This window comes from Mesorhizobium sp. M0106, from assembly GCF_040322715.1.
GTDB lineage: Bacteria > Pseudomonadota > Alphaproteobacteria > Rhizobiales > Rhizobiaceae > Mesorhizobium.
Genome location: NZ_JAMYUA010000062.1, coordinates 1 through 25,141, shown reverse-complemented (window position 1 = coordinate 25,141; position 25,141 = coordinate 1). Strand labels below are relative to the sequence as shown.

General features: G+C 59.4%; 28 protein-coding genes and 1 pseudogene. 15 read left to right on the top strand and 14 right to left on the bottom strand.

Features of this window, described 5'->3' with window-relative positions; translation table 11 throughout:
• Positions 1 to 31: 31 nt before the first annotated feature.
• Both NKJ55_RS32455 and NKJ55_RS35715 read right to left on the bottom strand, forming a co-directional pair.
• Positions 32 to 580, bottom strand: a complete 549-nt coding sequence (locus NKJ55_RS32455; protein WP_352453453.1) for an NAD(P)H-dependent oxidoreductase — start codon at positions 578 to 580, stop codon at positions 32 to 34.
• 149 nt (positions 581 to 729) lie between these two features.
• Complete coding sequence (locus NKJ55_RS35715) at positions 730 to 1,200, bottom strand: hypothetical protein (RefSeq protein WP_502898892.1); 471 nt, start codon at positions 1,198 to 1,200, stop codon at positions 730 to 732.
• 382 nt (positions 1,201 to 1,582) lie between these two features.
• Between NKJ55_RS35715 and NKJ55_RS32445 the strand changes: the two genes are divergently transcribed.
• Complete coding sequence (locus NKJ55_RS32445; protein WP_023722890.1) at positions 1,583 to 1,708, top strand: hypothetical protein; 126 nt, start codon at positions 1,583 to 1,585, stop codon at positions 1,706 to 1,708.
• A 66-nt stretch (positions 1,709 to 1,774) separates the two neighbouring features.
• On the opposite strand, the gene NKJ55_RS32440 is transcribed toward NKJ55_RS32445, so the two are convergent.
• Both NKJ55_RS32440 and NKJ55_RS32435 read right to left on the bottom strand, forming a co-directional pair.
• A complete protein-coding gene (locus NKJ55_RS32440; protein WP_031195338.1) occupies positions 1,775 to 2,233 on the bottom strand; it encodes a hypothetical protein in 459 nt (152 codons plus the stop codon).
• Positions 2,234 to 2,358: 125 nt separating this feature from the next.
• Positions 2,359 to 2,961, bottom strand: a complete 603-nt coding sequence (locus tag NKJ55_RS32435; RefSeq protein ID WP_352453452.1) for a hypothetical protein — start codon at positions 2,959 to 2,961, stop codon at positions 2,359 to 2,361.
• Positions 2,962 to 3,057: 96 nt separating this feature from the next.
• Between NKJ55_RS32435 and NKJ55_RS32430 the strand changes: the two genes are divergently transcribed.
• Entirely contained in the window at positions 3,058 to 3,630 is a 573-nt protein-coding gene (locus tag NKJ55_RS32430) for a helix-turn-helix domain-containing protein (RefSeq protein WP_352453451.1), read from the top strand.
• A 111-nt stretch (positions 3,631 to 3,741) separates the two neighbouring features.
• Here the strand turns inward: NKJ55_RS32430 and NKJ55_RS32425 are convergent, their stop codons facing one another.
• The 4 genes from NKJ55_RS32425 to NKJ55_RS32410 are packed head-to-tail and all read right to left on the bottom strand — an operon-like array spanning position 3,742 to position 6,925.
• Positions 3,742 to 5,058, bottom strand: a complete 1,317-nt coding sequence (locus NKJ55_RS32425; protein ID WP_352453450.1) for a sensor histidine kinase — start codon at positions 5,056 to 5,058, stop codon at positions 3,742 to 3,744.
• Positions 5,055 to 5,600, bottom strand: a complete 546-nt coding sequence (locus NKJ55_RS32420) for a putative pterin-binding protein (protein WP_352453449.1) — start codon at positions 5,598 to 5,600, stop codon at positions 5,055 to 5,057. Before NKJ55_RS32420 ends, NKJ55_RS32425 begins: the two co-directional genes overlap by 4 nt.
• Entirely contained in the window at positions 5,590 to 6,291 is a 702-nt protein-coding gene (locus NKJ55_RS32415; RefSeq protein ID WP_352453448.1) for an FkbM family methyltransferase, read from the bottom strand. The genes NKJ55_RS32420 and NKJ55_RS32415 overlap by 11 nt, the downstream gene beginning before the upstream one ends.
• Before the next feature lie 4 nt (positions 6,292 to 6,295).
• Positions 6,296 to 6,925, bottom strand: coding sequence for a response regulator (locus NKJ55_RS32410; protein ID WP_352453447.1), 630 nt, complete (start codon positions 6,923 to 6,925; stop codon positions 6,296 to 6,298).
• Between the two features lie 133 nt (positions 6,926 to 7,058).
• Here NKJ55_RS32410 and NKJ55_RS32405 point away from each other — a divergent pair, with 133 nt between their 5' ends.
• Positions 7,059 to 7,409 carry a hypothetical protein gene (locus NKJ55_RS32405; protein WP_352453446.1) on the top strand — a complete coding sequence of 117 codons (351 nt, stop codon included), beginning with the start codon at positions 7,059 to 7,061 and terminating at the stop codon, positions 7,407 to 7,409.
• On the opposite strand, the gene NKJ55_RS32400 is transcribed toward NKJ55_RS32405, so the two are convergent.
• Genes NKJ55_RS32400 through NKJ55_RS32390 form a run of 3 tightly spaced genes read right to left on the bottom strand, consistent with a single transcriptional unit; the run spans position 7,406 to position 8,714 of the window.
• Positions 7,406 to 7,570, bottom strand: coding sequence for a hypothetical protein (locus tag NKJ55_RS32400; protein ID WP_352453445.1), 165 nt, complete (start codon positions 7,568 to 7,570; stop codon positions 7,406 to 7,408). The two genes, NKJ55_RS32405 and NKJ55_RS32400, sit on opposite strands and share 4 nt — an antisense overlap.
• Positions 7,567 to 8,115, bottom strand: a complete 549-nt coding sequence (locus tag NKJ55_RS32395; protein ID WP_352453444.1) for a thermonuclease family protein — start codon at positions 8,113 to 8,115, stop codon at positions 7,567 to 7,569. Before NKJ55_RS32395 ends, NKJ55_RS32400 begins: the two co-directional genes overlap by 4 nt.
• Complete coding sequence (locus NKJ55_RS32390) at positions 8,112 to 8,714, bottom strand: hypothetical protein (RefSeq protein ID WP_352453443.1); 603 nt, start codon at positions 8,712 to 8,714, stop codon at positions 8,112 to 8,114. Before NKJ55_RS32390 ends, NKJ55_RS32395 begins: the two co-directional genes overlap by 4 nt.
• An 88-nt stretch (positions 8,715 to 8,802) precedes the next feature.
• Between NKJ55_RS32390 and NKJ55_RS32385 the strand changes: the two genes are divergently transcribed.
• The 12 genes from NKJ55_RS32385 (at position 8,803) to NKJ55_RS32330 (ending at position 21,813) form a co-directional block, all read left to right on the top strand.
• Positions 8,803 to 9,450 (top strand): lytic transglycosylase domain-containing protein, encoded by a 648-nt coding sequence (locus NKJ55_RS32385; RefSeq protein ID WP_352453442.1) that lies wholly within the window; start codon positions 8,803 to 8,805, stop codon positions 9,448 to 9,450.
• Positions 9,451 to 9,462: 12 nt separating this feature from the next.
• Positions 9,463 to 9,777 (top strand): TrbC/VirB2 family type IV secretion system protein, encoded by a 315-nt coding sequence (locus NKJ55_RS32380; RefSeq protein ID WP_352453441.1) that lies wholly within the window; start codon positions 9,463 to 9,465, stop codon positions 9,775 to 9,777.
• Positions 9,778 to 9,780: 3 nt separating this feature from the next.
• On the top strand, positions 9,781 to 10,074 hold the full coding sequence (locus NKJ55_RS32375; protein WP_352453440.1) for a VirB3 family type IV secretion system protein: 294 nt from the start codon (positions 9,781 to 9,783) through the stop codon (positions 10,072 to 10,074).
• A complete protein-coding gene (locus tag NKJ55_RS32370) occupies positions 10,071 to 12,473 on the top strand; it encodes a VirB4 family type IV secretion/conjugal transfer ATPase (protein ID WP_352453439.1) in 2,403 nt (800 codons plus the stop codon). Before NKJ55_RS32375 ends, NKJ55_RS32370 begins: the two co-directional genes overlap by 4 nt.
• On the top strand, positions 12,457 to 13,614 hold the full coding sequence (locus NKJ55_RS32365; RefSeq protein WP_352453438.1) for a transglycosylase SLT domain-containing protein: 1,158 nt from the start codon (positions 12,457 to 12,459) through the stop codon (positions 13,612 to 13,614). The genes NKJ55_RS32370 and NKJ55_RS32365 overlap by 17 nt, the downstream gene beginning before the upstream one ends.
• A 9-nt stretch (positions 13,615 to 13,623) precedes the next feature.
• On the top strand, positions 13,624 to 14,358 hold the full coding sequence (locus NKJ55_RS32360) for a type IV secretion system protein (RefSeq protein WP_352453437.1): 735 nt from the start codon (positions 13,624 to 13,626) through the stop codon (positions 14,356 to 14,358).
• A 183-nt stretch (positions 14,359 to 14,541) separates the two neighbouring features.
• The gene (locus tag NKJ55_RS32355; RefSeq protein ID WP_352453436.1) at positions 14,542 to 15,585 is read left to right on the top strand and encodes a TrbL/VirB6 family protein; all 1,044 of its coding nucleotides are present in this window, start codon (positions 14,542 to 14,544) and stop codon (positions 15,583 to 15,585) included.
• A gap of 66 nt (positions 15,586 to 15,651) precedes the next feature.
• Positions 15,652 to 16,371, top strand: coding sequence for a VirB8 family type IV secretion system protein (locus NKJ55_RS32350; protein ID WP_352453435.1), 720 nt, complete (start codon positions 15,652 to 15,654; stop codon positions 16,369 to 16,371).
• Entirely contained in the window at positions 16,368 to 17,165 is a 798-nt protein-coding gene (locus NKJ55_RS32345; protein ID WP_352453434.1) for a TrbG/VirB9 family P-type conjugative transfer protein, read from the top strand. The genes NKJ55_RS32350 and NKJ55_RS32345 overlap by 4 nt, the downstream gene beginning before the upstream one ends.
• Positions 17,165 to 18,628 (top strand): type IV secretion system protein VirB10, encoded by a 1,464-nt coding sequence (gene virB10 / locus NKJ55_RS32340; RefSeq protein WP_352453433.1) that lies wholly within the window; start codon positions 17,165 to 17,167, stop codon positions 18,626 to 18,628. Before NKJ55_RS32345 ends, virB10 begins: the two co-directional genes overlap by 1 nt.
• A complete protein-coding gene (gene virB11, locus NKJ55_RS32335) occupies positions 18,625 to 19,650 on the top strand; it encodes a P-type DNA transfer ATPase VirB11 (protein ID WP_502904539.1) in 1,026 nt (341 codons plus the stop codon). The genes virB10 and virB11 overlap by 4 nt, the downstream gene beginning before the upstream one ends.
• A 12-nt stretch (positions 19,651 to 19,662) precedes the next feature.
• Positions 19,663 to 21,813 carry a type IV secretory system conjugative DNA transfer family protein gene (locus NKJ55_RS32330; RefSeq protein WP_352453431.1) on the top strand — a complete coding sequence of 717 codons (2,151 nt, stop codon included), beginning with the start codon at positions 19,663 to 19,665 and terminating at the stop codon, positions 21,811 to 21,813.
• Between the two features lie 105 nt (positions 21,814 to 21,918).
• Here the strand turns inward: NKJ55_RS32330 and NKJ55_RS32325 are convergent, their stop codons facing one another.
• From NKJ55_RS32325 to NKJ55_RS32315, 3 genes and pseudogenes are all read right to left on the bottom strand, one after another.
• Complete coding sequence (locus NKJ55_RS32325) at positions 21,919 to 22,167, bottom strand: DUF982 domain-containing protein (protein ID WP_352453430.1); 249 nt, start codon at positions 22,165 to 22,167, stop codon at positions 21,919 to 21,921.
• A gap of 40 nt (positions 22,168 to 22,207) precedes the next feature.
• Positions 22,208 to 23,860 carry an MFS transporter gene (locus tag NKJ55_RS32320; protein ID WP_031195547.1) on the bottom strand — a complete coding sequence of 551 codons (1,653 nt, stop codon included), beginning with the start codon at positions 23,858 to 23,860 and terminating at the stop codon, positions 22,208 to 22,210.
• A gap of 516 nt (positions 23,861 to 24,376) precedes the next feature.
• Positions 24,377 to 25,082 (bottom strand): annotated as a pseudogene (locus tag NKJ55_RS32315) (IS1380 family transposase).
• Between the last annotated feature and the right edge of the window lie 59 nt (positions 25,083 to 25,141).

Genomic DNA, 25,141 nt, shown 5'->3' with positions numbered 1-25,141 from the left:
TCATTTCGTTCGTTTCCCCTTTTGATTGGCTTCAACCGACGCGCGTGGCGACGGCAGTGTTTGCATCACTGGAATTAAGCAAGGAGACCGCTTCGGTAGCGGCCCGTGAGATGCGCTCGATAATCGCTGCGCCGACGATCTTGGCATCGACGAAATCGTCGGGCGCGCCGTAGACGCCGGTCGGGACGGTGACGGCCCCGAAAAAACCGAACAATGGCCGGAGCTGATGTTCGAGAACCAGGCCATGGTATGGACTTCCGCCTGTTGCCGCGAGAAGCACGGTCTTGCCAGCCAGCGCACGATAGTTGAGGGCCCCGGAGTAGGAAGCCCGATAGACAGGCGTTCCGACCACGAGCAGGTCGGCCTTCTCGACACGCTGGATGATCGCTTCGCCAGACGCGCCGAGCGCGCCACGAGACAGCCCGGCGAAAATCGAAGGCGCCGCCTCGGTGATTTCGATCAGGCCGGTGTCTGCCGGGACGCGCAAGGCGACTGCCTTGACCAGCGCGTTGACCACCGCGGTAGTGCGCGATGGTGTGCTTACGCCGCCCGATATGCCGAGAACCGAAATTCTTGCCACTTCGTCGATCTCCTGTTCCACCAAGGGGATGGCCGCTTACCAAGTCGGGATCGGACGATATTCGACGAAATCTATAGAGATAAGGAATTATCTTCCGATTTTCCCGGACCGGTGAGAAAATCGGCGTGCTGACGCGTCATTAGCATTAGCTATAACATCCGATTGGCGGCAAACCGCGAGGGCAGACCGGCCAGGCTTGATCGTGGCGATCGGCGCTCCGTTGCCCGGTGCGGCCCGCGCCGCAGATTGTCACCACCGGCACGTCGCGCTTTTGGTCGTTGATCGGCGTCGCCGCCGTGATAGCTGCCGTTGAATCGGGCCCCGAACTGCCGCTCGGCGCCGAAACACCCGCTCACATCGAGATGCCCGCCGCCCTGGGGGCTCGACCGTGTCAGATCGACCTCGGCCCGCGCGCTGGGGATGATATTGGTCGTACCCCCCGAGACTGCTGTTCGGCGCGATGCCATAAAGGAGCGCCACCGGTCCTTTGAGAACCTCGATCGCTCGATATAATCGGTGAACAAGCGATAGGTCGGCGCGACCCCGAACACACCATCGAACGCGACCTCGCCAAAATTTCCTTCATTGATCGGAAAGCCGCGAATGTAGAAGGAATCCAATATCCCGCCGGTTGAATGGGTGCTCCGTACCAAGGATCATTGATCATCACGTCGTCCACCCTGCGTGCGCCCTGATCCTCGATCGTTTGCGCCGTGTAGCTGCCTAGGTTGAACGGCGTATCCATGATGTCGCGATTGCCGAGCAGGCCCAGGCGCCCGCCTCGCGCGACTTGTCCGCCCGGATACGCTTCCGGCAGATTGTCGATCGTTGCGGTCAGGGGCAGGCCGCCCAGCCCCACCACCACGATGCGCTCGAGCACCGTGCCATGGAACGTTCGTTTCATTGTTGACAGGTTAGTCATGCAAGACCTCCTGACCATCCTCACCCAGCTCTCGTCAGGCAAGGCAAAACGTTCTTGGTCCTTGGCGTGAGGGGACTTGGATGAGGAAATCTGTTGGGCTGTTCGCTGCGCTGGCCGTGATGGGTCAGGACGCCGCTGCGCAGGAGTCGACGGCTGATCGTCTGATGAAACTAGACCGGGAAGACGGTTATGCCGGACTTTTCTGAAACGCCGGTGGCTGGCGCCCGAGGTCAGAACATATCGGTTTTCGCTCGCCTTCCCTCTCGGCTCACTCACTTGTGCGGCATACAATAGACGCCCTCGGATTCCATGAGTACCGCGCCGCCCTTCAACTCGCTCATTGCGCCGACCCAGGCTTCCGAATAAGTGCGGCTGGCATCCACGGCCGTCAGCCAAAGAACGCGATTGTCAGCCAGTTCGACTTTAACTTCCTGCTGCAAAGGGCTTGCCTGCACGGTCTGTTGATAGTGCCGTTTGATCCTGACATTGCTGGCCGGGAACTCAGCTTCGTTGCTGCCATAGTTCAGCACAAACCTAGTATGGTCCTCGGCCACTGTGCAACTGCCGTCACGCTCACACACGATTTTGGCGGCGGTCTTGCAGTCCCATTTCAGTGAAGCGGGCCACATCGGATTGTCCGCGCTCGATCGCGGCTTCTCGCTCTGGCTAGCCACCGCCAAGCCTGCCCATGGGCCCATTATCGCAGTCGACAGGAGCAGCGCCTTCAACACTTATTACCCTTCCCTGATCCAGTACCGTATTGCTGTCTCGAAGCTATCGCTGGCGTCGGGGTGAATGAACCGGACAGACACGCCTTGTGATCCTCATGGCGACTCATCCTGCGTGATCGCCTGGCTTATGGCATGTTGAGATTGAACCAGCTTTTCTGGCGCATGCCGTTCGCGTCGTCATACTCGATGAACCAGGGCTTTCCGCGCACCGGCCGAGAGATGGTGTAGTAGGTGGGGCCATTACCAAGGGAATGCCCTCTATCGTTGCCCGTGATCTGGATTTTTGCCGTCACCAACCTACCGTTGATTTCGATCTGGGCCTGTCGAGATCCGTTGTCATGGTCTTGGCCGAGACGACTATTCGTGAAAGTGACGGGCAGCGTGAGCCTGTCGGAGCTGATACGACAGATGTTCCGTTCTTGCATCATTCCTGGCCAATCGGAGTCGTAGCTGCCAGCTGCTTGCCAGCCAGCTGGACAATCCTCATACTTCTCGAATCTCGCGGCGCTGGAGTTGGCTTGTGGACAGGTCGGCCAGTTAAAACCCGGCGCTTTCATCGCCGCAATCAACTTGTAGGTTGGCGGGTGGCAAGAAGGAGTGCCCTGCCAGTCACCGGACAGGCAGAGGAGGACCTGACAGCCCCATTCCGATGCCTGTGATTGGGATGGAAGAGCCGCGGCGCCCGCGACGGCGGCGGCACCCACCAAGAGATATTTCAGTACGATCATAGCCTTTTCCTCGCTGCGGTTTCTGATACTTTACTATGGATCATCCGCGCGAAAAAGGACAGATCGAGAAGGCAGGTTGTGCGACTACATCGATTTATGAAACGAGACGACGCGGGCCTGGTCAATAACCCGTTGCGCGCCAACATTGCTCTGGCGCTCGAGCGGGAGAGAGCCAGACGTGGCCTATCCCACATGCACATGGCCGAGCTGTTTCGGACCGCCGAGGGCGAAAAACTGGCGTATCGAACCTACATCCAGACCGTGCGACAGAAAAACAATGTCACCCTGACCACGTTGCAAATCATGGCAAGCGGCTTGCATGTGTCAGTTGCAGACCTGCTCGCGGGCGGAAAAAAACTTACCCAATGGGCGCATCAGTTGGACGAAAATGCGATCCGCAAGCGTCTGGCGCACATCATCGACATTGAGCGAAAACGACGCACTTTGCTCCGCTATGAGATGGCCGAGCTCATCGGCGTGGCGGAGGCGACATTCATGAAATTGGAACGCGCAAGCGGCAATATCAGCGTCGACACGATTGCCGCGATCGCCAAGGCGTTGAAACTTGATCCAGCGACCTTCCTCTTTTCCGATAAGGTCCCGCCGTCAGCTGATCCACCTGTTTCTGACGCACCCGGAGGCGTAGGTTCTCATTTCAGAGTGCCGTGAACTTCCAGCGTCATCATCCGTCTAAGCTGCGCTAGACAGAATGCCTGGCAGGTTTTCGCCGTAATAGCGCATACCGGTGCAATTCAGGTGAAAATGGAGCAGAGCTGACAATTAGGCGCGCCACGTGTGTACCTTTTTTCGCCCGCGCCTGAGGAACGACTGCCATGACGTGGCGGCAGTCGAATGCACCGGAATCCTGATCTCTACGGTTGTGCCGGCACCGGGAGCGCTGTTGATGATGAGCCTTCCTTTCAGCGTCGAGACCATCTGGGAACATGCGGTCAGTCCAAGGCCAGTATGATTTCCAGCTCGCGTTGAAAAGAAAGGTGTAGTTGCCTTCACAACGATTGCAGGCGACATGCCTGCGCCGTTGTCCGCCACATCTAGTACGAGGTAATTGCGCAGGAGGAAGGGACGTCGCTTGACTGTCGCGGAGATGAGAATTGGGGCGTCTCTGGTGCCGGATAGAGCGGCAAGAGCGTTTTCTATCAGCTCATTAACGACCAACCGTAACGGCGTCGCCGGAACAGGTTGCAGACGTGCTTTAGGATCGACCAAAACTTGCACCAAACTGCTGCGATCGTGCGCGAGATCCTCGAGGAGTGGGCCGAGCGCCACGGTGCTGGAATCCTGTGGCGCATAGGCGATCTGAAGGACACTGTTGGTGATCGATTCCAGTTCAGTAGCAGCACTGCGCGCAGCCTCAAGCATTTCGCCGCTCGGTTGCTTGTCTGGTTGTGCGTGCTCAAGGAACAGCCTCAAGGCTGTAACCCGCGATCGGGTCATATGCGCAAAGAGCGAAGCGAACGAGCGCATATGCTGGTCACGGCGATTGGCCAAAGCATAGCGCTGATGGATAACGAGATAAAAGGTGGCACCCAGGCCAAGTGCGATGGCAAAGGTGAACCAGTTGCGCGAGGCCGCAATGTCGATGCTGGCGGTCTGCTGCAAGGTGGCACTGTGATCAACGGTAGAGCTGGAAATCTCGTAAATTGACTGTTCCAGCTTGGCCATGTCGGCAATGGCTTGGGTGTAGTTTGTACGCGCTGACACAAGAGGGGCAATTTTCTGTTCGAGGGTTAGGCCAATTCGGCCCAGGAGTTCGGCATCGTGGTCGGGAAAAAAGCGGTTCAGATAGGGCAGGTTTTCCAACTGCGCGACGTTGACGTTCACCAACGCCATTTGTCGATCGATGTCCGCATCAAGCTTGCCCGTCTCGTCGGCAATGCGAAGATAGCCATAGACTCGTATAAGGCGCTCGCGAATCTGTGCCGCGCGCCACTGAATCTCGAAAGTCTGATTGAGGATGGCATCCGTCTCCTGACGGTAGCGGTTCGATTGCATGAATGTCCACGCACTCAGCCCAAGCGCTGCAGCCATACCGAGATACGGCAGAACAGTGAGCAAACGGCCGTTTAAGAACTTCATTGCGTGGCGCGCAGGATAACTGGGAAAAACACCCAGATCGAGTTTCTTGCGGGAACATATGAAACAGGCAATTGGTCGAAGGGCCAAACAATGAAGATGGGGCCTTTCTCTACCATGCTGATCGGGCGGAAATCCTGGCCCGGCGGGCAATGCGAGCCGGCCTTGTCACTCTCGTTGCAACGACGTTCGATCGCCAGGATCGGATTATAAGACCGGATTTCGTCCATATGAATGTCGGAAACGAAGTTGTCATAGGCGACAACTTTGACCTCCTGCACGGCGGTGACTCCGGCCTTGGCAAGCACATTTGCAAGCAGCGGCCCACGATATTCGATTTTCTCGTTGTCGCTCGTCCAAGGCGTACGCGTGTCATAGGTCTGTTGTGGAAAGTCTGCCCGCAGCTGCTTTACTGAAAAAACGGCGACAGTCTTGCCGCTGGCGTCTTGAACCGACACTTCGTTGGGATCGAGCGGAATTTCCTCGGCGGCGCTGGCGAGCGGAAGGGCCACGGCAAATATAACGGCGAGAGCATTACGCAACATCTTCCACATCCTCGTATTCGCGGGGTCCATCGTTCTTGGCGAAGAGCACGCAAGGTCCTCGGGAGCCCCGCGGATCGTAGGCAAATCCCTTTTCTGCCAGTGCAAGCGTGATGTCTCGGATGCCGTCAAGGCCATAGAGATGGTCGTGCAGCTCAAGAAAGATGCGCTCGACCCCGGGCAGCTCGGCATCCTGCAGAAGTTCTTTCTCAGCACCTTCAATGTCCATGACGAGGGCGTTTATTCGATGATCGGTGATGAAACGATCGACGTCGGCCGAGACGATCGAAAGTTCGCGCTCGTAGGGTCCTTGGTCTTTGTCCGTGGAAGACATCCAAAGGTCGCGGCGAACGTAGAAGGTGAAGGACCGCGGCGGGCCGGCTGTGAGGATACCCTGGGAATATGTGACATTGTCGAGATCGTTCGCCGCTATCACGCGTTTCGCTAGCTCCGCCGTTGCGGGATTTGCTTCAAAAGCCCATACCTGAACGCCGGGGATTTTCGCGATCAGTGCGGTGATGATGCCGATACCCGACCCTAGCTCCAGTACGCGATCGCGCGCCTTGACCGCCCTGAAGATCCACTTCGCCTCCTTAGCCTCATAGCTCTGGCTTTGAAGCGCTCGCCAGATAACCGGCGAAACATCCTGTGGTGCGACAGGAACCTTGATTCCATGGACGATCATGGGCGCCATTGGCTCACAGCCCCCGCGGGAGCCGATGGCCTTGCCGCATGAGCTTGGCGCGAGCCTGCTTGTAGTATTTCTCGGCCGAGCCGGGCTCAATGGCAAGGCGATCGGCCATGAGAGAAAAGATCTCCGTGCGTTTCACGCCGGGTGCACGGTGCGCCATCATGTCGATGGCCTCCTGCTCGCGCGGTGTAAGGGCTGAAAATCGGTAATCGGGTTTGGTCATGACAACCCGCGAAAGGCGCAAGGAGAACCCCTTGGTGGAAATATCGTCCAGCACGTCGCTGAACACGCCGGGCGCAAGACCGGTCTTGCCGAGATAAGCGGCAGCGCCAATTTGCCGAAAGCCATCTGCCTCGCAACGGTTATCGGAACCGGTGATGACAATATGAATTGCACTGGGTGAAGCCTCGATGATCTTGTCAACGACTGCGACGCGATCCCCCTGTGAGGTGGGATCAAAGCCAGGCAAGCCAGGATCGATGACGACCAGATCAAAATAATTGTTTTGAAGCTCGGCAGTGGCGATCGTCAGCGTCTCAGCACCCAGGACGACGCATTTTTCGAAGCTCGCTTGCACTTCGTTCATCAGTGCCAGACGCATTAGTGTCTGGTCTTCGACCACCAGGGCACGAAACATCGGAAGCCAGTTCCTTTACGCAGGCGCCCCCCGCCCCTATCTCGCAGAATTCGTCGCTTCAAAAAAGGGATGGTGTCGCCCCTTTTTCCTCATTTCGAGAGGTACCAGTATGTAACCGAAGAACGCCAGGGCGATGACGATGCCTCTTCAACAGGTCTGCAGCGATGGAAAGATGGCAGCGGCTGAAGGCGTCGCGAAACTGATTGCGGAACATCGTCAAAGCGTCGCCACGCTTGAACTTATCGGCAAGCGATGGATGGGGGCCGAAGGGCCGGACGCGATCGTGCTGGGTGAGAGACTGGACGCGGCCATGGCGGAGGAGGCCGCTGTGCGAAGGCGTGCTGCCACTGCTCCAGTAGCCACTATCGCGGAAATGAAAATGAAGGCTGCCTACTTCCAACGGCTGACGGCCCATGGCTGGTGCGAGATTGATGTCGACGATTTGCGCGCGTTGCTCGGTTCCTTCACGAAACTGCAGCCCTAAGAAAAGATCGTCGAAATCCATGAGACCACGGTATTCCAGGCCGCATAGAGTCCTGCCGGCACCAATATGATCGCGATGAATGCAGCGGCTCCACCAATAGCACCGTCACCGCGTCCTTCGACGGGATAATAATATCTGTGCGCTTCATCGTCATGCTTCATTGTTGTCTCTTCGATACTTGGCTCAGCAGCAGTTGCACAGGATGCTCAAACGTCGTGCCCCACAAACCTGCACGTTTCATCTTAGCGTTGATTTCCGCGACGAGGTAGTTCTCATTGACGGCTTTGCCCTTTGCTGTCGTTGCGGCAAACGCGTATCCGGTCGCTATGAGCGCTGTGCCAACGTCGATTGTTTCGCCATTGAGCTGCGCACCGCACACGACAAAAACCGCCTTGTCGAGGGCATAGCCGATTGGCTGGCATGTAACCGCGGCGCTATCGAACAGGGCAGCCAGGTGCGCCAGCGAGGTGTTCCCGCAATCGATTTTGTTACCATTTGGCTCTTCAGCTGACGTGCCTCGAAGACATGACTGGACGCCATAGAGGCGGAAAAGGTGATCTCCGTCACGCCAGGTATCTCCGGTCAGCAGTTGAGCCGATTTCGATACCGCGAAGGGCGTTGGCACGGCAGACTCGGATGCCTCCTGGGCCTGGGCCGAAGCGCACAAACCAAATGCGGCCAGCACTGCGAAGCTCGCCTGCTTCATTCCTGGAACTGTCCACCGAGGTCGGCGGAATGCTCGAGATCGGGGCGCAGCGACTTGCCGTCCTTGTTACGTCCGATTGCCGCCATGTCGAAAAAAACCATTTCGTCATCGTCGTAGGCGACGTTGTACGGGTCGTTTGCATTGCCCGCACCCACGAGCGAGAAACATGACACCGCATCGGGTTCACCCTTCCTGCTTTGCAGCACAAGTGTTTTGCAAAGCACGACAGATGCACGATCGTTGTAGATTGCCCCTTCATAGTCCCGCGCGGCCTCCGTGCAGTCCCATTGCTGCGTCTTGTAGGTAATCTTCGGTTTTGGGCAGGCCGCGAGGCCGCGCAGTCGATACGTCACGCCGTTGATGACGCGCTCGGTCGCCGACGGCACCTTAACCGGCGAGATAAGGGCGGCCGCATCGCGCTGAAAGAGCGCGCCTTTTGCATCATAGCGTTCATAGACGAACACCTTCTCGCCCGGCTTGGCAAACTGGAGCAGGTAGTGCTCCGACGGCTGGGCAAAGGCACTCGGGGCGTCGGCGCCGGCAGCATAAGCCGCGGTGCCCTGAAGCAGCAAAACCATGCAAAGGGCCGTCTGTCTCATCGAAATCCGTCCTTGCGATTACATACAGTGTTGACACTTTACTAGGGCTGCGTGTAGCCATAGTAAAGTGTTAAATTTTGGCGACACTATGAACGCTCGATTCGCTCTCCTGCTCACCCTGTGTGGCGCCACGATGCCGTTCAATGCGCACGGCCAGGACCTGGCATCAGACCGCGTTGCCTTTGCAACACCGGCGCAAGCCGTTGCCGCGGTCGGGGCGCAAAGGCCGGGGGCGTGTACGACCGGAAATCGTGCTGAGGTCTCCCAACTTGTGCGTTCAATCGCGCAAGAGGAAGGGTTCGACGCCGATCTGGCCGAGGCAATTGCATGGGCCGAAAGCGATCTCGGCGCCAGTCAGGGTCCGTCGAAGGCCGGAGCCCTAGGGATCATGCAGCTGATGCCAGGCACGGCGGCCGATCTCGGCGTGAGCGACCGTTGCGACATAGAGGCAAATGTCCGGGCTGGCCTCCGTTATCTGAAGTCACTTTATGACGAGTTCCAGGATCCGCTGCTGATGCTGGCGGCTTACAACGCCGGGCCCAACAGCGTCTACAAGGCGCAGGGCATTCCGGTGAATCCGGAAACTGCAGAATACATCGTGAAAATACTGAACCGCTGGAAGTTCGGCGGTGTCGTGAAGAAGTCTGCCCTGGCCAAATCCGAAACGCTCGCGGCCGCTCCGCCAGCAAGCGAGGACGCTTGGCAGGACGGTCATGTCATGGATTTCGGCAACTGAAAGGAGCCAAGGGTGGAATACAGAAAAGCGGGCAAATTTGCCCTGAAACTGGCCTTGGCCTCAGCGGTCGGAATAGCTCTCGCGCCAGCCACTGCACACGCCCAGTCGGCGGCACCAGTGGAAAATGTGCTGGAATGGTTCGTCGGAGTTCTGCAGGGCAACATAGCGCGCTCATTCGCCATCATCGCGGTCTGTTTTCTCGGCTTCCTCGCCATGACGGGCCGCCTGGCGTGGATGATGGCTTTTTCCATCATCATTGGCATCGCTCTGATCTTCGGCGCCGCCCAGCTTGTGGATGCGGTTCGCGCGACCGCCGGGGGCAGCTGAGACATGGACGACGAGGAGGTCTATGTCGAGCCGGTCAGCTTGCCACTGACACGCCCCCCGATGAAATGGGGCGTGCGCTATGAGGTTTTCGCGCTGAACGGCATCCTGGCGGTGGTCGGCTTTATCGCCACGAGCAGCTTCATGCTCGGCCTTGGCGTGTTCGGCGTGGTGCATCTGGTCAGCGCATATTTGTGCCAGCGCGACCCCTACATGTTTCATATTTACGAACGGCGCATCTCCAAACGCGGAGCGGTGGCGAACCTAACTTTTTGGGGCGCGAGGAGCTATTCCCCATGAGCCTCGATGCTGATCTTAAATTTGGCCGTGAGCGCCGGCGTGAAAAGCCCGCGGCGATGCACGTCCCCTACCTTCGCCATGTCGATGACAACCTGATCGTGACGAAGAGCGGCTTTCTGGTCGGCGTCATCCAGCTCAGTGGCCTGCCCTTCCAGACGATGGACCAGGCCGAGTTGAACAGCCGCCTGTTCAACCGCAACACCACGTTTCGCAATCTCTCGACGTCTCGCTTTGCGGTCTACACTACCATCATCCGCCGCCACGTGACGCCGGAGATCGAAGGCGATTTTGACAATCCTTTCGCGGCCGAGCTCGACGCCCGCTACATGGATGAGCTTGGGGCGAAAAACCTTTTCGTCAACGAGGCGTATCTGGCGGTCATACGCCGGCCGATGGTCGGCCGTGTCGGCTGGGTGGACAAGGCACTTAACGCGTTCCGCATCACTACCGCAGGCGAAGAAACCCGCGAAGAGGCGATGGCCGAACTGCATGACGTTCTCGACGGCGTCGTCAAGGATTTTACCGCTTATGGTGCGCGTCTTCTCGGTGTCGTGAAGCGCCGCGACAGCATCTTTTCCGAGCCGGCGGAATTTTTGGCGAAGATCCTCGCCGGCGGCGTCGATGTGGAAATGCCTTTGCCGCGCATGAGCCTTGGCGATGTGCTGGCGACGCGGCAGCTGTTTTTCGGCAAGTCCGCGCTGGAACTTCGCGGACCGGACGCTGGCAAGCTCGGCGCCATGGTGTCGATCAAGGAATACCCACCGTTCACCGCGCCGGGCTCATTGGACGGTCTCTTGCGCCTGCCGCATGAGTTTGTCCTGACGCAGAGTTTTGCGATCGAAGACCGTGTCACGGCGATGCGCAGGATCAACACCATCGCGAACCAGGTTGAGGGATCGGACGAGGCGGGCACGACGGTCGAGGAGTCCGTCCACGACGGCGCCGACAAGCTGGCCGGTGGCGAAGTCGTCTTCGGACAACATCACATGAGCGTCATGGCCTTGGCATCGGACATGACTGGGCTCAACCGTGCGCTATCCGACATTACGGCCGAACTTTCGCGCATGTCGATCGTGCCGGTCCGCGAGACACTGAACACGGAACTCGCCTTTTGGGCGCAGCTGCCGGGAAATTTCAGCTACATCGCGCGACGTGCGTTGATCTCGTCGCTTAACTTCGCCGGCCTTTTCTCAGGACACAATTTCCCGTCCGGCCAACGTGAGCGGCTGCATTGGAAACGCCCTATCGCTTTGCTCGAAACGACCAGCCAGACGGCCTATTACTTCAATTTCCACGTTCACGATGTCGGGCACTTCACGGTGTTCGGCCCGACTGGTTCGGGCAAGACCGTGGTGCTGTCCTTCCTGATGGCGCAGGCCATGCGCATCATGCCGAGGCCGCGATGTGTTTATTTCGACTATGTGCGCGGCGCTGAGATTTTTGTTCGGGCGCTCGGCGGCCGCTACGAGGTGATGGAGCCTTCTCAGCCCACCGGGTTCGCGCCATTGCAGCTCGAGGACACCGCAGAAAACCGTTCTTTCCTGGAAGATCTGCTCATCTACATTCTAACGCCGGAAGGCGGCGCGCTGGACGTGGCGGAGATGCGCGTCATCAATGCAGCCGTCGACATGATCTACAAGGTCCCGCGTGAACAGCGGACCTTCGACCTGCTGCCGGAAGTGCTGCGCGGCTCCCTCATGCCTGGCATGAACGATCTGGCGGCGCGGATACAGCCCTGGCTCGACCCGAAGGACAAAGGCTGGCTTTTCAACAATCCCGTCGATCTCATCGATTTCTCGAAACCCGTCGTCGGCTTCGACATGACCAGGATCCTGGGCGACAGAAAGCTGCGCTCGGCGGCGTTGCTCTACATCTTCCACCGCCTTGAGGAAGTCATCGATGGCTCGCCGATCATGCTCTTCCTCGATGAAGGCTGGAAGCTGCTGGACGACGAGGTTTTCGCCGCTTTCATCAACGAGACGCTGAAGACCATTCGTCGCCGCAACGGCGTGGTCGGCTTTGGCACGCAGACGGCGGAAGACGTCGTCAGTTCCTCCATCTCGTCGTCGCTGATCGAGCAAACGAAGACCAACATTTTCTTCCCCAACCCGAAGGCGAGCAAGGAGTCCTACATGGAGCGCTTCTCGCTGACAGCGAAGGAATTCGAGTTCGTGCGCCGAACCGCGAAGGAAACACGCACCTTCCTCGTCAAGCACGACAGCGACTCGATCGTCGCCAAGCTCGATTTGTCGGCGATGCCCGATCTTATCAAGGTCTTGTCCTCGAACGAAGCCAACAGCAAGGAATGCGCACGGCTGCGGGAGACCTTCGGCGACGAGCCGGAAATGTGGCTGCCATACTTCTGCGGATGGGAGAACGAGCATGACGAAGCGGCTTAGCAGCGCTTGTCTGGCCGTGGCTCTCGCGACGGCGGAAAGCATGAGCGTGGCTATCGCTCAGATCGCGGTGATCGACGGGCAAACCCTCGACAAACGGCAGGAGGACGAGCAGCACAGCAAGAAGTCGGATGAAGCCAAGAACGACGAAACCGACAAGAAGAAAAGCGTCGTCTGCACTTATTCGAACAAATACCGCTCACAGATGTTTCGCCGGTCGCCGGCCGACGCATTGCAGCGCGACGCGGGCAACGTAAAGCTAATCCGCTACTATGCGCAAAAATACGGCGTTCCCGAAGGCCTGGCGCTTTCCGTTGCCTATCAGGAATCGCGCTTCGACACATGCGCCGGGAGCCACACCGGCGTCAAAGGCGTCATGCAGCTGACCAAGGGCACCGGCAAGTCCATGGGACTTGACCGCGACGTGAACGAGCAGAATGTCGAAGGCGGTGTCAAATATCTCGGAATGGGCGTGAAGCAATGCGGAGCGACGAATTACAGCTGTCTCGCTTCCTTCTACAACGGATCGAACGCAGGCGAGCAAAACCAATGGGCCGGCGGTGTCGGCCGCTGGAACAGCTACTTCAACGACTATGTGTCGAGCGGCAACGCTCCGGCCGCCGCGCCACCACCCTTCTCGATCGTAACGGCCGACGGCGCAGGCGGCTTTGCCCAGGACGCGGCCATAGGCACGGTCAGGAAGGCGGCTGGCGGCCTTGATGCAAGCTCATCGCAGATGGGCGCCAACAATGCGGCAATCGACGCGCTAGCGGGCAACGTTGGCCAGGTGACCGAATACAAGGACGCCTGGGAGCTGAACTCGTCGGCTCGTGGGATCAACGCCGATGTCACCAACCAGTACCTCGCCCAGGCGGGGGATTTCACGGCGTTGCTGGCCCAACTTCTCTCGTTGCAGAACGTTCAGGCATCGCAGTCGTCCAAGCTGGTGCAACGGCCGAAGAGCGGCTCTCCAAACCCGTTCTCTTGTGATCCCGCGGAACTGGAACGGTTGAAGATCGATCGCGGCCGATGGCCACCATGCGCGGTTGAGAACGCGGGAACAAGCTCAGCCGACAGCCGCTCGATGATCATCACCACTGACCCTGCTGGCGCTGCCAGCGTGATCGATTCGCTACAGCAATAGGAGGCTGACATGAAGAAATTCGCGATTGCCGCCAGTCTGGCGCTTTGGGCAAGCACGGCCCACGCACAGATTGCCGTCATTGATGGCGCCAATCTCGATGTCGCCCGCAAGAATGCGGAGAACACCAACTCCATCATGGACTCCAACAAGGATATTCTGAAAAAGAGCGAGGAGATCCTGCAGGCTCTCAGCGGCAGTCGTGACGGTTCGCTTGGCATCGGACAAATGGGCCTCGGCGGCAACATGTCGATTGCCCAGGCGCCGTCGTTCGGATCGATCCTGAACGGCGGTGCGCTTTCGTTTGGTGGCCTGTCGCCCGAAATCCAGAAAATCGCCGGCGCGGTCATCAATGGCCTACAACTGGTGAAGCAGCTCCAGCAGATTGCCGGCAAGGAGACCAGCGCCGTCAACACCGCCTATGGCGGCAGCGTCAATGTGGCCTCGCTGCTAAGCGCATTGACCTCGCAGGCTTCGCAGGGCGTTACCCAGCGCCAACAGTCTCTGCAGTCAGCGAGCGGGCAGATCGGGCAGTCGCAGGACGTCAAGGGTTCGGTGGACCAGAACACACGAATGCAGCTGGAAAACGCGCGCGCCGTCAACGAACTGATCGGCGTCCAGAACGGCGCGGTCGCTGCCCTTAATGAGAAGCTGAAGGGAGATCTTCTTCGCCAGAGCCAGGTGCAGAAGATGATGACACCGCGCACCGTCAATCCGTTCGCGGAATTCGGCAAGAGCGGAGGCTGAGCGCTTGTCGCGGCGAGTCCTGCGCATATGCGTTGTGATTGGGCTCGGCGCAGGGCTTTTTGGATGCGCAAATCGCGAACTGAAAGCGCCGTGCGGGGCTTTGTCGTATACCCACGCCGACGAATGCGGCGCGCTGAAGCCGGTCAATTCAACGCCGTTCGCCAGCATCATTGACGAGGATCCATGAACGGTCTCGCCGCAAGCATCCTTGGTGGCATTGACAACATCGGCGAGGACTTCGTTCGCACCGTCTATATGCAGTTGGGCAATGCGATGGGCAACGTCTCCACCCTGATGCTGACCCTCTATATCGCGTGGTGGGGCTATTCGATCCTGAGCGGGCGAGAGTCGATTTCGCCAATCGAAGCGGCCTATCGCCTGGGCCGCGCCGTCATCATCTATCTGCTGCTGACCGGATGGGGCACGTTTTCCGCGACGATATACCAGCTTGTTCAAACCATTCCAGATGAGGTCGGTAAGGTAATCGTCGGCGCCGTGTCGCGGGCCACCGGCAATCAGCTTAGCGACCAGGCAGCAATTCCAGCGCTGATCGACAACCTCTACCAAGGGGCGCAGGACGTAGCCAATCAGGTCTACAGCGGATCCTTCTATGACATTTTTGGCGCGCTCTTGTCGCTGCTCGTCCTGCTGTCTGCCATCATCTTCGCAGCACTCGCCATTGCGGCGATCATCGCCGCCAAGGTGATGTTGTTCATTACGCTGGCCTTGGCGCCGATATGGATCATTCTTTGGCTTTACCGCTGGTCCTCGCGCATGAGCGAAGGCTTCCTTTCGCTGACCACCTTTCTGATGATCCAGCAAATCCTGATTTACGGCTTTCTCGGCTTCTACTTCTCGCTCGTCAACGCGGCGCTGAACACCGCCACGTCCGGCGGAGCGACCATGGACAGCAAAATGTCGCTGGTGCTGCCCTTGGTGCTGGTGACGATCATCGGGATCTACGTTCTCATGCAGATACCGTCGATTGCTTCGATCCTGAATGGCGGCGGATATCTCAGCACCGTGGGCGCATACAACCCGTATAGAAACTTCGGCAGAAACGCTGTGCGCTATTCCGGCGCGCGATGGGCCGCCGGCCGCGCCGCTCGGGGGGCCCGGCAGCTCGCGGCAAACAGTTTTCGATCTTCGCGAGCAGCTAGGGCGGATGCCGCAACCCGGTCCGCCATCCAGCAAGGTGCGCGCGATAACTCCAGGCCTCTGGCCTAGAACACAAGAACGATCACCGATCGCGGCCTGGATCAGGATGTGTCGCGCAAACGAGGCAATGGTAAATTGTCAAATCCAGTAGAAGCAGCTGCTGACCGCAGCAGCGAACTCGTCGACAAGCGCTATTACAGGGCGGGCGCGACTTGGGAAGACGACACGCACAGGTCAATGCGTCGATCGCGTACATTGGCCTGGATCGTCAGCGGCATTTCGGGACTGGTTGCGGTGCTGTCGCTGCTGGCGCTCGTGCTGATCCTGCCACTCCGGCAGTTCGAACCGTACGTTGTCGAGGTCGACAAATCGACGGGCTACCTCGAGATCATGCGCGCGCTGAAGCCTGGAGATTTATCGCAGAACGAGGCCGTCACGGCGGCCAATCTTGTGCGTTACATCAGGGCCCGCGAAACCTACGATTCGCGAGAACTGAAACAGAATTACGACCTGGCACAGCTCTATTCGACCGACGCCGCGTCCAAGGATTTGACATGGCTTTTCACGCCTGCAAATCCGCACTCGCTGGACAAGATTTTTGGCCGCAATGTCACTGTCTCGGTCGAGATCAAGTCAGTTTCCCTGCTCAATCGCAATACAGCCTCGGTGCGCTTTGCCACGACGACGCGGCGGGACAACTCGTCCACCGCCGACAATTGGGTGGCGGTCATAAAATTCCGCTACACCTCAACGCCGCTCAAGAACGAATGGCGTTTCGACAACCCGTTGGGATTTCAGGTTACGGATTACCGCCGCGACCAGGAATCGGCGCCGGCCGCGGGGAGCCTGCAATGAGATGGCGCGTGAGCCTCGCCCTGTCGGCCACCCTTCTGCTCGGCACGATGCACGGCGCGGCCGCACGCGACGGCCGGATCCGATATGTCACCTTCAACAACGACGACGTGACGTCGGTGCGCGCCGCCCTTGGCATTTCCACGATGGTCGAGCTCAGCCCGACAGAAGTCATCGAAACCGTGTCGGCTGGCGACACGAAAGGCTGGTCGATCATCCCCAAACGCGGATCGCGATTTCTGTTCGTAAAGCCGCTGGAGCGCGATGCGTGGACCAACGTCAACGTGGTCACCAACCGGCGCGTCTATTCCTTGCTGCTGCAGGCAACCGACAATAGCCGTGACCGGGCATCGTTCCAGGTCCGGTTCAAATACCCGGACGAGGATATCAACGCGCGCCTGCTCTCACAGGCCAAAGAGAGCGCCGCCGATCCGGATTTGAAGGACCTGAACTATGCCGATCTCAATTACGACTATGCCTACAAGGGTGACGACAGCTTGAAGCCGCGCACCGTATTCGACGACGGCACCAAGGTGTTTCTGGAGTTCAAGGACGATATTCCGGCGATCTTCGTTGTCGACGACAAGCGCAATGAGTCGCTGGTCAACGTTCGCACGCAGGGCAAATACACAGTCATCGACAAGGTCGCGCAGCAATTCACCTTGCGGGCCGATGGCAAGACGCTCTGCCTCTACAACCGGGCGCGACCCAACGCCATCGATCCGGTCGAGCAAGTCTACGGTCCAACGAAACTGACAGGCGGTTCCACCCTGTTCGGATCCAGCGGAGGGCGGTGATGACCCAGATCGATTATAACCAACTGGACGGCAGCCCGACGCTCGCGCGCCGCGGTGCGGGCGTGGGCACCAGGATCGCCCTGGTCGGCCTCGGCGTAGTGTTGGTAGGCGCGCTGATATGGCTTAACTGGCCCCGGGAGCCGGTATCGCGTGATGTTAGCAGCGATGGCGAGGAAAACTTCAATCCGCCCGAATTCCGCCCGCCGGCGTTGAACGACCCGCCTCAACCTGCCGACGGCACCATCGAGCAGATCGTGGTGCCGCCACCGGCCGCCGACCAGAGCGGCGCGCAACAGGCTGCCAATGTCGATCAGACCGTGCAGGAGGGTGCCGACCTTGACGCGCAGCGGCGCGCGCTGGAGGCGCAAATGGCGGCAGAGGAGGCTCGCCGCAAGGCCGAGGCGGAAGAAGCCCGCCGCAAGGCCGCGGCAGAGGAAGAGGCTCGCCGTAACGCAGAGGCCGCCGAGCGCGAAAAAGCGGTGTGGGAACGCCTGCGCTCGAACCAGATGGTGACGAATGATCAAACCGGCTCGACGGATGCCGGCGCCCAGGCGGCGCAGGTCGAGATCGCGCCCGACGGTCAGATCATTCCGGTCCCCGGCGCCGACAGTGATCCCAACAAGGCATTCCTGGCGCAGTCTGAGGCAAGTTCTTCCGGCATCGTCAAAGCCAGGGTCTTCCGACGCACCGATGCGTTGATCCCTGAAGGCACGATCATTCGCGGCTATTTGGAAACCGCGATCAACACTGACCTTCCCGGCGCGGTGCGCGCTGTTGTGCGTGAGGATGTCTTCTCTCTCGACGGCAGGCGGATCCTCATTCCGAAGGGCTCGCGCCTGACCGGAGAATACCGCTCGGGGCTTGCGCGTGGTCAAAAGCGTGTTTTCATCGTCTGGAGCAGGGTAATCCGCTCGGATGGCATTTCCGTCGACATCAAATCGCCTGGTGCCGACGCGCTCGGCCGCGGCGGCATGGGCGGCCGTGTCGATACGCACTGGGTTGCACGGTACGGCAACGCCATCATGCTTTCCGTCGTTGGCGGAGTCTCTGAATATCTGTCCTCGCTTGGCGATAGCGGGCAAGATGGCCAACAGCGCCAGGTGTCGACAATCGATCCCGTAACAGGTGAGACCACGACCGTAACTTATGGTGGCAATGGCTCGCAGCGCGACGCCCGCAGCATCGCGTTTGATAAGTCATCGACCGCCTTGCAGCAACTCGCGCAAGAGGCGTTTCGCGACACGCAGAACATTGGCCCGACAGTCTACGTCGACCAGGGCACATCGGTCGTCGTGCTGGTGCGGCGAGATCTCGATTTCTCGGACCTATACGCCGATCCCGTCCAGGAAGAAGTTGCACGCCTGAAGGCCGGAGGGCCGCCGAAGACGGCGATCGATCCGACGCCTCTCTACGCGACGCCAAAGGATCATTTTTATCCCGGCTATGGGAGCCCGGTGAAATGAATGCCGTCCATCCCCTCCCCGACCCTTGGGCGAGAGCCCCGGTCCTGCGGGCTCATCTGGAGCCAATATGGTCCTACTTGAACGAAGATTCCGTTTCCGAGATTGCAATCAACAGGCCGGGTGAATTGTTCATCGAACGCCTCGGCGCCAAGGAAATGGAGCACGTCGTCAAGCGCGAAGTCACGCCCGGCTGGATTAGGCATATCTCGACCGGCGTCGCCTCGGCGACAAATCAGGTCATCAACGAAGAAAAACCGGTCCTGTCGGCCGCCTTACCCTCAGGCGAGCGCATCCAATGCATCTTGCCGCCGGCGGCTCCCGAAGGCGGGGCGATCTCGATCCGCAAGCAGGTCATCATGGATATGAGCCTTGCTGCCTACAAGGATCTTGGCGCATTCGAGAACACTGCGATGGGCAGCGGCCTGGCGCTGTCAACCGAAGAAAAACGACTTGTCGAGATGTTGCACGACACCTCGCCGATGGACTTCCTGCAATATGCGGTGCGCAACCGTGTCTCGATCGTCGTTTCTGGCGGCACGTCGACCGGCAAGACGACGTTCTTGAATGCGCTCTTGAAGGAGATCCCGGCCCATGAGCGGATCATCACGATCGAAGACACCCGCGAACTGAGGCTGCCGGCTCCCAACAACGTCATCTTGATAGCCCCGAAGGGCGACCAGGGGCTTGCCAAAGTCTCCGCCCAACAGCTGCTCGAAGCCTCGCTTCGCATGCGACCCGACCGTCTGCTTTTGGGGGAATTGCGCGGCGCTGAAACCTTCGCATTCCTCCAGGCGATCAACACCGGCCATCCCGGTTCGCTCACGACCGTTCATGCCAATTCCGCCCGGTCCGCCTACGAGCGGCTGGCGCTGATGGTCATGCAGGGCAGCTCGGGCCTCTCACGAGGCGAAATCCTCGACTACCTGCGCGAGGTCATTCCGGTGGTCGTCCAGATGGTCCGCACCGAAGGCGGACGGCGCGGCATCAGCGAGATCAAGTTCACCAAGGCGGAGACGATCTAGCGGGGTCTATCCATGCAGAAAATCGCAACAGCAATTTTCATGGTGCTCATGGCGATGGCCCTGGGCGCCCTGGCCTTCACGGTCGCCTATGCCGCGACAGATTGGTTCAGGACTGGCTCCCACGTCCTGTTCGACCAGTTGAACGCCAATCCCTTGCCGGTCGTTCGTCTGGCCTGGGCGGATACGATAGCGAGGAATTTTGGCCGGGTACAATACGCCGTTGCCGCGGGAGCATTAGGGTTTCTCTTGCCACTGGTCAGCTTGTTTCTCATGCGTCCGAGAAAGCGCAATGATTCTCGCTTCATGACGATGAGCGACGTATCGAAAACCGGCCTGACGAAAGTTGGCGGCGTCTTCATCGGTCGAGCCGGCGGCAGGCTTACCGGAATTCTGTCGCCCGGCCGCGATCAGCGCTCCGGCAAGATCCGCTTGATGCAGCGCAGGCTGATCGGCGGCAAGAAATTGTGGATTGATGGCGATGATGTCGGCGGATTCGTCATAGGGCCGCCGCGCTCCGGTAAAGGCACTTCTCTCATCATCCCGAACGCCCTGACCTGGCCGCATTCGTTCGTGGTCCTCGACCTGCGTGGCGAGACCTATGCGGCCACCGCCGGCTACCGTTCAACCATGAGCCGCGTGGTGCGTTTCGCGCCAGCTGATCCCGACGGCAACACCGCATGCTACAATCCCATGGACTTTATTTCACTGGATTCGGCGCAGCGCGACATTGACCTTCGCAATATCGCTGCGGCGCTGTTTCCGCGACCGCCCTCAAATTCAGACCCGTATTGGGTTAATGACGCCCGCCTCCTTTTTACCGGCATAGCGTCCTTCGTCATGGAATCGCCAGCGATCCCGAACGAGAAGAAGACCTTTGCCACAATCCTCGAGATCATGAACGGCGCCGAGCAGCCGCTCCTGGAATTCATCGGCTCGCTGCGCGAGGAACGCCGCCGCGAATGCTCGCATTTCACGCTGCAAACCTTGCTGCCATATTTTGAGATGTCTGAGCGGCAGTTTTCCGGAATCTACGCCGGCGTCCGCACCGGCATGGCCCCCTTTCTCAACGAGCGCCTAATGCGAGCTACGTCGCGCAGCACGTTCGATATTCGCAAGCTCAAGCGCGACCGGATCTCTCTTTATCTCGACGTGCGGCGCGAGCAGATTACGTCGCTTGGACCGTTGTTCAACGTCCTGATTACGCAGATGATGAACTTCATGTCGGAAAGTCTGCCGCAGCCCGGCGAGCATCCGGTACTTGTGCTGCTCGACGAGTTCCAGAACCTCGGCAAGCTCGAGAACGTGACCGAAATGGCGAGCGTGCTCGGCGGCAACGGTGTTTCGATGTGGTTTTTCGTACAGTCGCTGAAGGCTGTAGACGAGATCTATCGCCAGGAGGGGCGCAAGACACTCATCAACGCCGCTCGCGTGCAGATCTTTTTCGGTGCGCAGGACGCTGACGATCTGCGCTACGTTTCCGAGCAACTCGGCGAAACGTCGGACGTGCAAAAGGACGTGACGCGCACCAAGGCAACGTTGTTCGACACTTATTACACGCGCTCGGTCCACCGAAAGGAAGTGCGGCGGCCCCTGATGCGGCCGGATGAAATCCGCACGCTCGACAAGAACAAGGTCATCATTTTGCCGCGTGGCGAACTGCCAATCCTCGGCACGCGCAATTTCTATTTCGCCGACGGCCAGCTCGCCAAACGCGCGTTCATGCCCCTGCCCGCCTATACCGACGCTTCGCGCACGAAAAGCCGTGCGTTGGACTCCTCTGCGGCGGTTCAATCTACTGCGCTCCCAACTATTGTGCCGAAAGCACCGGCGTACCGCTCAGGCCTCTTGCAGACGCGCCTGCGGCGCGGCGCGACATTTGCCGCAAAAGCGGGTCGTATGGCTCTGCCGCAGGGCCGGCGCGCAATCGTAAAAGAACGGCTGAAATCAACAGACGCTGTAGCCGTACCAGTTTATGCAGCCATAGATTTTTCCGCGTTGGCGGCTAAAGCGGTCACGACAAGGATAGCACCCGATAAAGAAGCGGCGGTGGCGGCGATCCTGAACAATGTGCGCTCTCTCCGGGCCCACGCATCCGACAAAGAAGCTTTCGACCGAAATTTGAGCGTCGTCGAAGACACCTTGCCCGATGTAGTCGACGGGTAGGAACTGCTGCGCCCTGCTCGTGTCAGATAGAAGAGCGGCAACGTCATGCCTCAGGCCTTCCGTATCAGCCGCCAGTTGCCGGGCGGTGCCGCTTGAGCACTCCAGTCAATCGCAGCGTAGAATCTTTGCTTCGCGCGCGACCGCGACGAAAGCCCTGCGGGCGGCGGGTGGATGAAGCTCACCTCGTATAACCTTCAGACAGGCGTCCATAGCTGCCCTGTGCTTCTCCGTCTGACGACCAGCAAGATCCCGCAGCAGGATGGAGGCCGCATCATTAACATCGAACACGGTGCGTTCTGTATAGCGGCCAATCTGAATCACAACTGGCCTCTCAAATCTTACCAAGCCGGTCATCTACCCTCACCCTTGAAGCTCTATTAACAACAGCCTGCGATCACCGGCGGAAGAAAAATCGCGTCGGTTGATCCCGCTTGCGGGTTGCCCCGGTCGGCCGCTCAATCGAAAGTTTAGTAAGAGGTGGGTTTCCACCCATGTTCAATTCGAGCAGACGTTGGTCCAATTCCTTGTCCGCCGCTGTGAGGCGATGGTTAAGGCGCAGATAGTCCATCCAGGTCGGCGTGCGGAAGGTTTCTGTCCAAAGCGAGGAATCCTGAAGATCGCGCTGGAGGTTCCAGTGCCTGGCGCCGACACGGCTTTGCACTCGCCGTCGTTCCTGCATCTGATCGAGGAAAGCTTCGACGTTTGCCTCCGGTATTGAGTACTCGATCTTGATGACGATCGGGCCGCTTCTCGGCTTCAGGTCGAGAGCGAGTTGCGGTGTCTCGAAGCCAAAAGGATCCTGATCGGAGTCTTGCCATTGACGGATCGGCAACAGGAACCCGGTGGCCGCGACCATCAGTAGCGCAGCAGCTGAAATCTCCAGGGCTGAGGCAAGCGAATAGTTCTCAGCCACCGTACCCCACAGCCAACTGCCGGCCGCGATACCACCCGACGAAAGGGCATAATAGATCGAGAGCGTGCGACCAACGACCCACCTTGGGCTTGCCAATTGAACGCTTACGTCGAGCCCCGTCCAGGTGACAACCCATCCCGCGCCGCCGAGCGCCAGCGCAATAGCCGCCACTGCCACTGAAGACGTGAGAGCAAGAGATAAACAACACGCCGCGCAAGCAATGCATGCCAGTATTGTCAGTCGCTCCTGGGAGAGCGACCGTCTCAAAACATTGTTGCAGATGCCGACGCACAAGGCGCCGGTCCCGAAGCCAGCCATCAGGATGCCATAAACGATCGGTCCTCCGCCTAATTGATCGCGGGCAACGACAGGCAGGAGCGCGAGTATGGAGATGCTGGTCAGGCCAAAAAGCGCGCCACGCGCGATTGCCGCCTTGATCTCCGCCGATAGCGCCGTGAAGCGCGCTCCGTCATGAATGGCCGTGGTCAATGGCTCGCGCGGGAGGGGGGACGAGCGAACATCCCATTTGCGGCGCCCTATGGTCCACAGCAGCGCTAGATAGGTCAGCGTCGCCACAGCGAAAGCTGTCAAAGGTCCAAAGGAGGCAACGACAATGCCACCAAGCGCCGGACCGACGCTTCGAACAGCGTTATATCCAACCGAGATGAGCGTAACCGCGGCTGGAACTTCGCGTTTTCGTAAGATGTCGCCGACCGACGCGTGCCAAGCGGGATCGGTGAAAGCGGCGCCCGCTCCGGCCAAACAGCTGAATGCAAGAACCATCCATGGATTGAAAATTCCCAAGCCTGCAAGAACCGTCAGCATCGCCGAGGACAGCGCTATCACGGACCAGCCAGCGAACATCAGGTTGCGGCGGCTGAAATTATCAGCCAGGGCTCCGGCGATGATCGACAGGATGAATGTAGGCAACGTCGTCGAAGCCTGCACCAAGGCGACCATCACGTCGGAAGTCGAAATGGTCGCCATCAGCCAACTGATGGCGACAGTTTGAATTAGCCAGCCAAAGCTGGACACCTGCGTAGCAAGCCAGATCGATCGGAAAGTTGCATTCTCGAGCGGCGCAAATGTCGCCGACGAAGCTGGAGTCGCATCTGCGGGCGCCACCCTGCTCATTGGGTTGAGCCCTCCCCTCGGTCTATCGGTCGCGTTTAGAGGTGCCCTCCCGGCGCAGGTGCCCGTGGAGGAATAGCAGCATGAGCGCATTTGCTAGGGATAGCGCAAGACAATTCTACACCGCCGGCGCTCTGGCCGAAGCGATTACTTGGTCTGGAAGAAAAGGCGGATGCAGCCTGACCGCAAATCGGGCATCGCACCGAGTTAGGAATTGCCGCCTTCGGGAAGGAGACCTTCATTCCGCGCGGGAAACGATGCCCATGGAAAGCCTGGGACGACGGCGCCGATTTCTATCAGAGAGCTGGCCCGCAGCGGATTCAACGAAGCCGGGCCACACCTACCTAACCGCCTTGATGCACGGCGATAAGCTTTTGACGGCCTGAAGCGACGCTGTGGTGGCCGTTGCGGTGCTTTTCCACGCGCCTCGTCAGGCGCCGGGATAGCTCCGTCGTGATGGTAGGCGGGGGTTTGCAGGTTGCGGTCGACGGGTTCGTTTCGGGGCGTCTGCCCCCATCGTTATGTCGCGAGTTGGGGGATGCGATCGAGGACGATGCGCAGGATGCGCTGGTCGGGGCACGATGTCGGTAGGTGCAGGCGGATTTGCGATTTCATCTCGACCACCCGCGCAGCGATTTTGATGAGGCGCAATCGCAGCGTGTCGAATTGGGCGACGGCAAAGCTCGAACGCCTCGGCATCGCGGCCCGCAAGCCCCACATCAACCAGTAAGCACCGGCATGCAGGAATAGCCGGAACTGGTTGGCCGTCGCTCTGGTGCAGGATGTGCGGTCGGCGGCAAGATGCGTCTTCCACGACTTGATGTGGTTCTCGGCCGCGCCGCGCCGGCAGTAGACATCCTCGTAGAGCGCCTTGGCCTTCCCACCGGCAAGGTTGGTGACGACGAAGCGGGTATCGGCACCTTGGGCGCCGACCTCGACCCGCGCGATGATGCGCTCGACGCGGCTCCAACTAGCGGCCAACGAACTCCTTGAACCTGCGGACCTTGCCTGTCTTGGCCGACGCTTCGAAGCGCGCCGTCGTGCTGGCCTCCAGATCCGCGACATGCTTGCGCAGGGTCGTGGTGGGCGCGAGGCCAAAGATGAAGTCGACGTCGTTGGCGCGGCACCAGTCGATGACCTGCGGGCTGCAATAATGGCTATCGCCGCGGAGCAGGATTCGAATGTTCGGCCAGTTGATCCGGATCGCCCGCACCAGACGGCGCAGGTGGGGGCGGATCTCAGCCCCACTCGGCCGCTTGGCCGGTCGCAGGATCGCGCTGACGA

What these genes read in the sequence shown, in the direction of transcription:
- NKJ55_RS32445 (WP_023722890.1), top strand. Translation starts at nt 1,583, where the DNA reads ATGAGGAAATCTGTTGGGCTGTTCGCTGCGCTGGCCGTGATGGGTCAG.
- NKJ55_RS32375 (WP_352453440.1), top strand. Translation starts at nt 9,781, where the DNA reads ATGGACGACGAGGAGGTCTATGTCGAGCCGGTCAGCTTGCCACTGACA.
- NKJ55_RS32405 (WP_352453446.1), top strand. Translation starts at nt 7,059, where the DNA reads ATGACGATGCCTCTTCAACAGGTCTGCAGCGATGGAAAGATGGCAGCG.
- virB11 (WP_502904539.1), top strand. Translation starts at nt 18,625, where the DNA reads ATGAATGCCGTCCATCCCCTCCCCGACCCTTGGGCGAGAGCCCCGGTC.
- NKJ55_RS32365 (WP_352453438.1), top strand. Translation starts at nt 12,457, where the DNA reads ATGACGAAGCGGCTTAGCAGCGCTTGTCTGGCCGTGGCTCTCGCGACG.
- NKJ55_RS32410 (WP_352453447.1), bottom strand. Translation starts at nt 6,925, where the DNA reads ATGTTTCGTGCCCTGGTGGTCGAAGACCAGACACTAATGCGTCTGGCA.
- NKJ55_RS32320 (WP_031195547.1), bottom strand. Translation starts at nt 23,860, where the DNA reads ATGAGCAGGGTGGCGCCCGCAGATGCGACTCCAGCTTCGTCGGCGACA.
- NKJ55_RS32390 (WP_352453443.1), bottom strand. Translation starts at nt 8,714, where the DNA reads ATGAGACAGACGGCCCTTTGCATGGTTTTGCTGCTTCAGGGCACCGCG.
- NKJ55_RS32395 (WP_352453444.1), bottom strand. Translation starts at nt 8,115, where the DNA reads ATGAAGCAGGCGAGCTTCGCAGTGCTGGCCGCATTTGGTTTGTGCGCT.
- NKJ55_RS32435 (WP_352453452.1), bottom strand. Translation starts at nt 2,961, where the DNA reads ATGATCGTACTGAAATATCTCTTGGTGGGTGCCGCCGCCGTCGCGGGC.
- NKJ55_RS32325 (WP_352453430.1), bottom strand. Translation starts at nt 22,167, where the DNA reads ATGACCGGCTTGGTAAGATTTGAGAGGCCAGTTGTGATTCAGATTGGC.
- NKJ55_RS32385 (WP_352453442.1), top strand. Translation starts at nt 8,803, where the DNA reads ATGAACGCTCGATTCGCTCTCCTGCTCACCCTGTGTGGCGCCACGATG.
- NKJ55_RS32370 (WP_352453439.1), top strand. Translation starts at nt 10,071, where the DNA reads ATGAGCCTCGATGCTGATCTTAAATTTGGCCGTGAGCGCCGGCGTGAA.
- NKJ55_RS32425 (WP_352453450.1), bottom strand. Translation starts at nt 5,058, where the DNA reads ATGAAGTTCTTAAACGGCCGTTTGCTCACTGTTCTGCCGTATCTCGGT.
- NKJ55_RS32360 (WP_352453437.1), top strand. Translation starts at nt 13,624, where the DNA reads ATGAAGAAATTCGCGATTGCCGCCAGTCTGGCGCTTTGGGCAAGCACG.
- NKJ55_RS32355 (WP_352453436.1), top strand. Translation starts at nt 14,542, where the DNA reads ATGAACGGTCTCGCCGCAAGCATCCTTGGTGGCATTGACAACATCGGC.
- NKJ55_RS32330 (WP_352453431.1), top strand. Translation starts at nt 19,663, where the DNA reads ATGCAGAAAATCGCAACAGCAATTTTCATGGTGCTCATGGCGATGGCC.
- NKJ55_RS32420 (WP_352453449.1), bottom strand. Translation starts at nt 5,600, where the DNA reads ATGTTGCGTAATGCTCTCGCCGTTATATTTGCCGTGGCCCTTCCGCTC.
- NKJ55_RS32400 (WP_352453445.1), bottom strand. Translation starts at nt 7,570, where the DNA reads ATGAAGCATGACGATGAAGCGCACAGATATTATTATCCCGTCGAAGGA.
- NKJ55_RS32430 (WP_352453451.1), top strand. Translation starts at nt 3,058, where the DNA reads ATGAAACGAGACGACGCGGGCCTGGTCAATAACCCGTTGCGCGCCAAC.
- virB10 (WP_352453433.1), top strand. Translation starts at nt 17,165, where the DNA reads ATGACCCAGATCGATTATAACCAACTGGACGGCAGCCCGACGCTCGCG.
- NKJ55_RS32345 (WP_352453434.1), top strand. Translation starts at nt 16,368, where the DNA reads ATGAGATGGCGCGTGAGCCTCGCCCTGTCGGCCACCCTTCTGCTCGGC.
- NKJ55_RS32415 (WP_352453448.1), bottom strand. Translation starts at nt 6,291, where the DNA reads ATGGCGCCCATGATCGTCCATGGAATCAAGGTTCCTGTCGCACCACAG.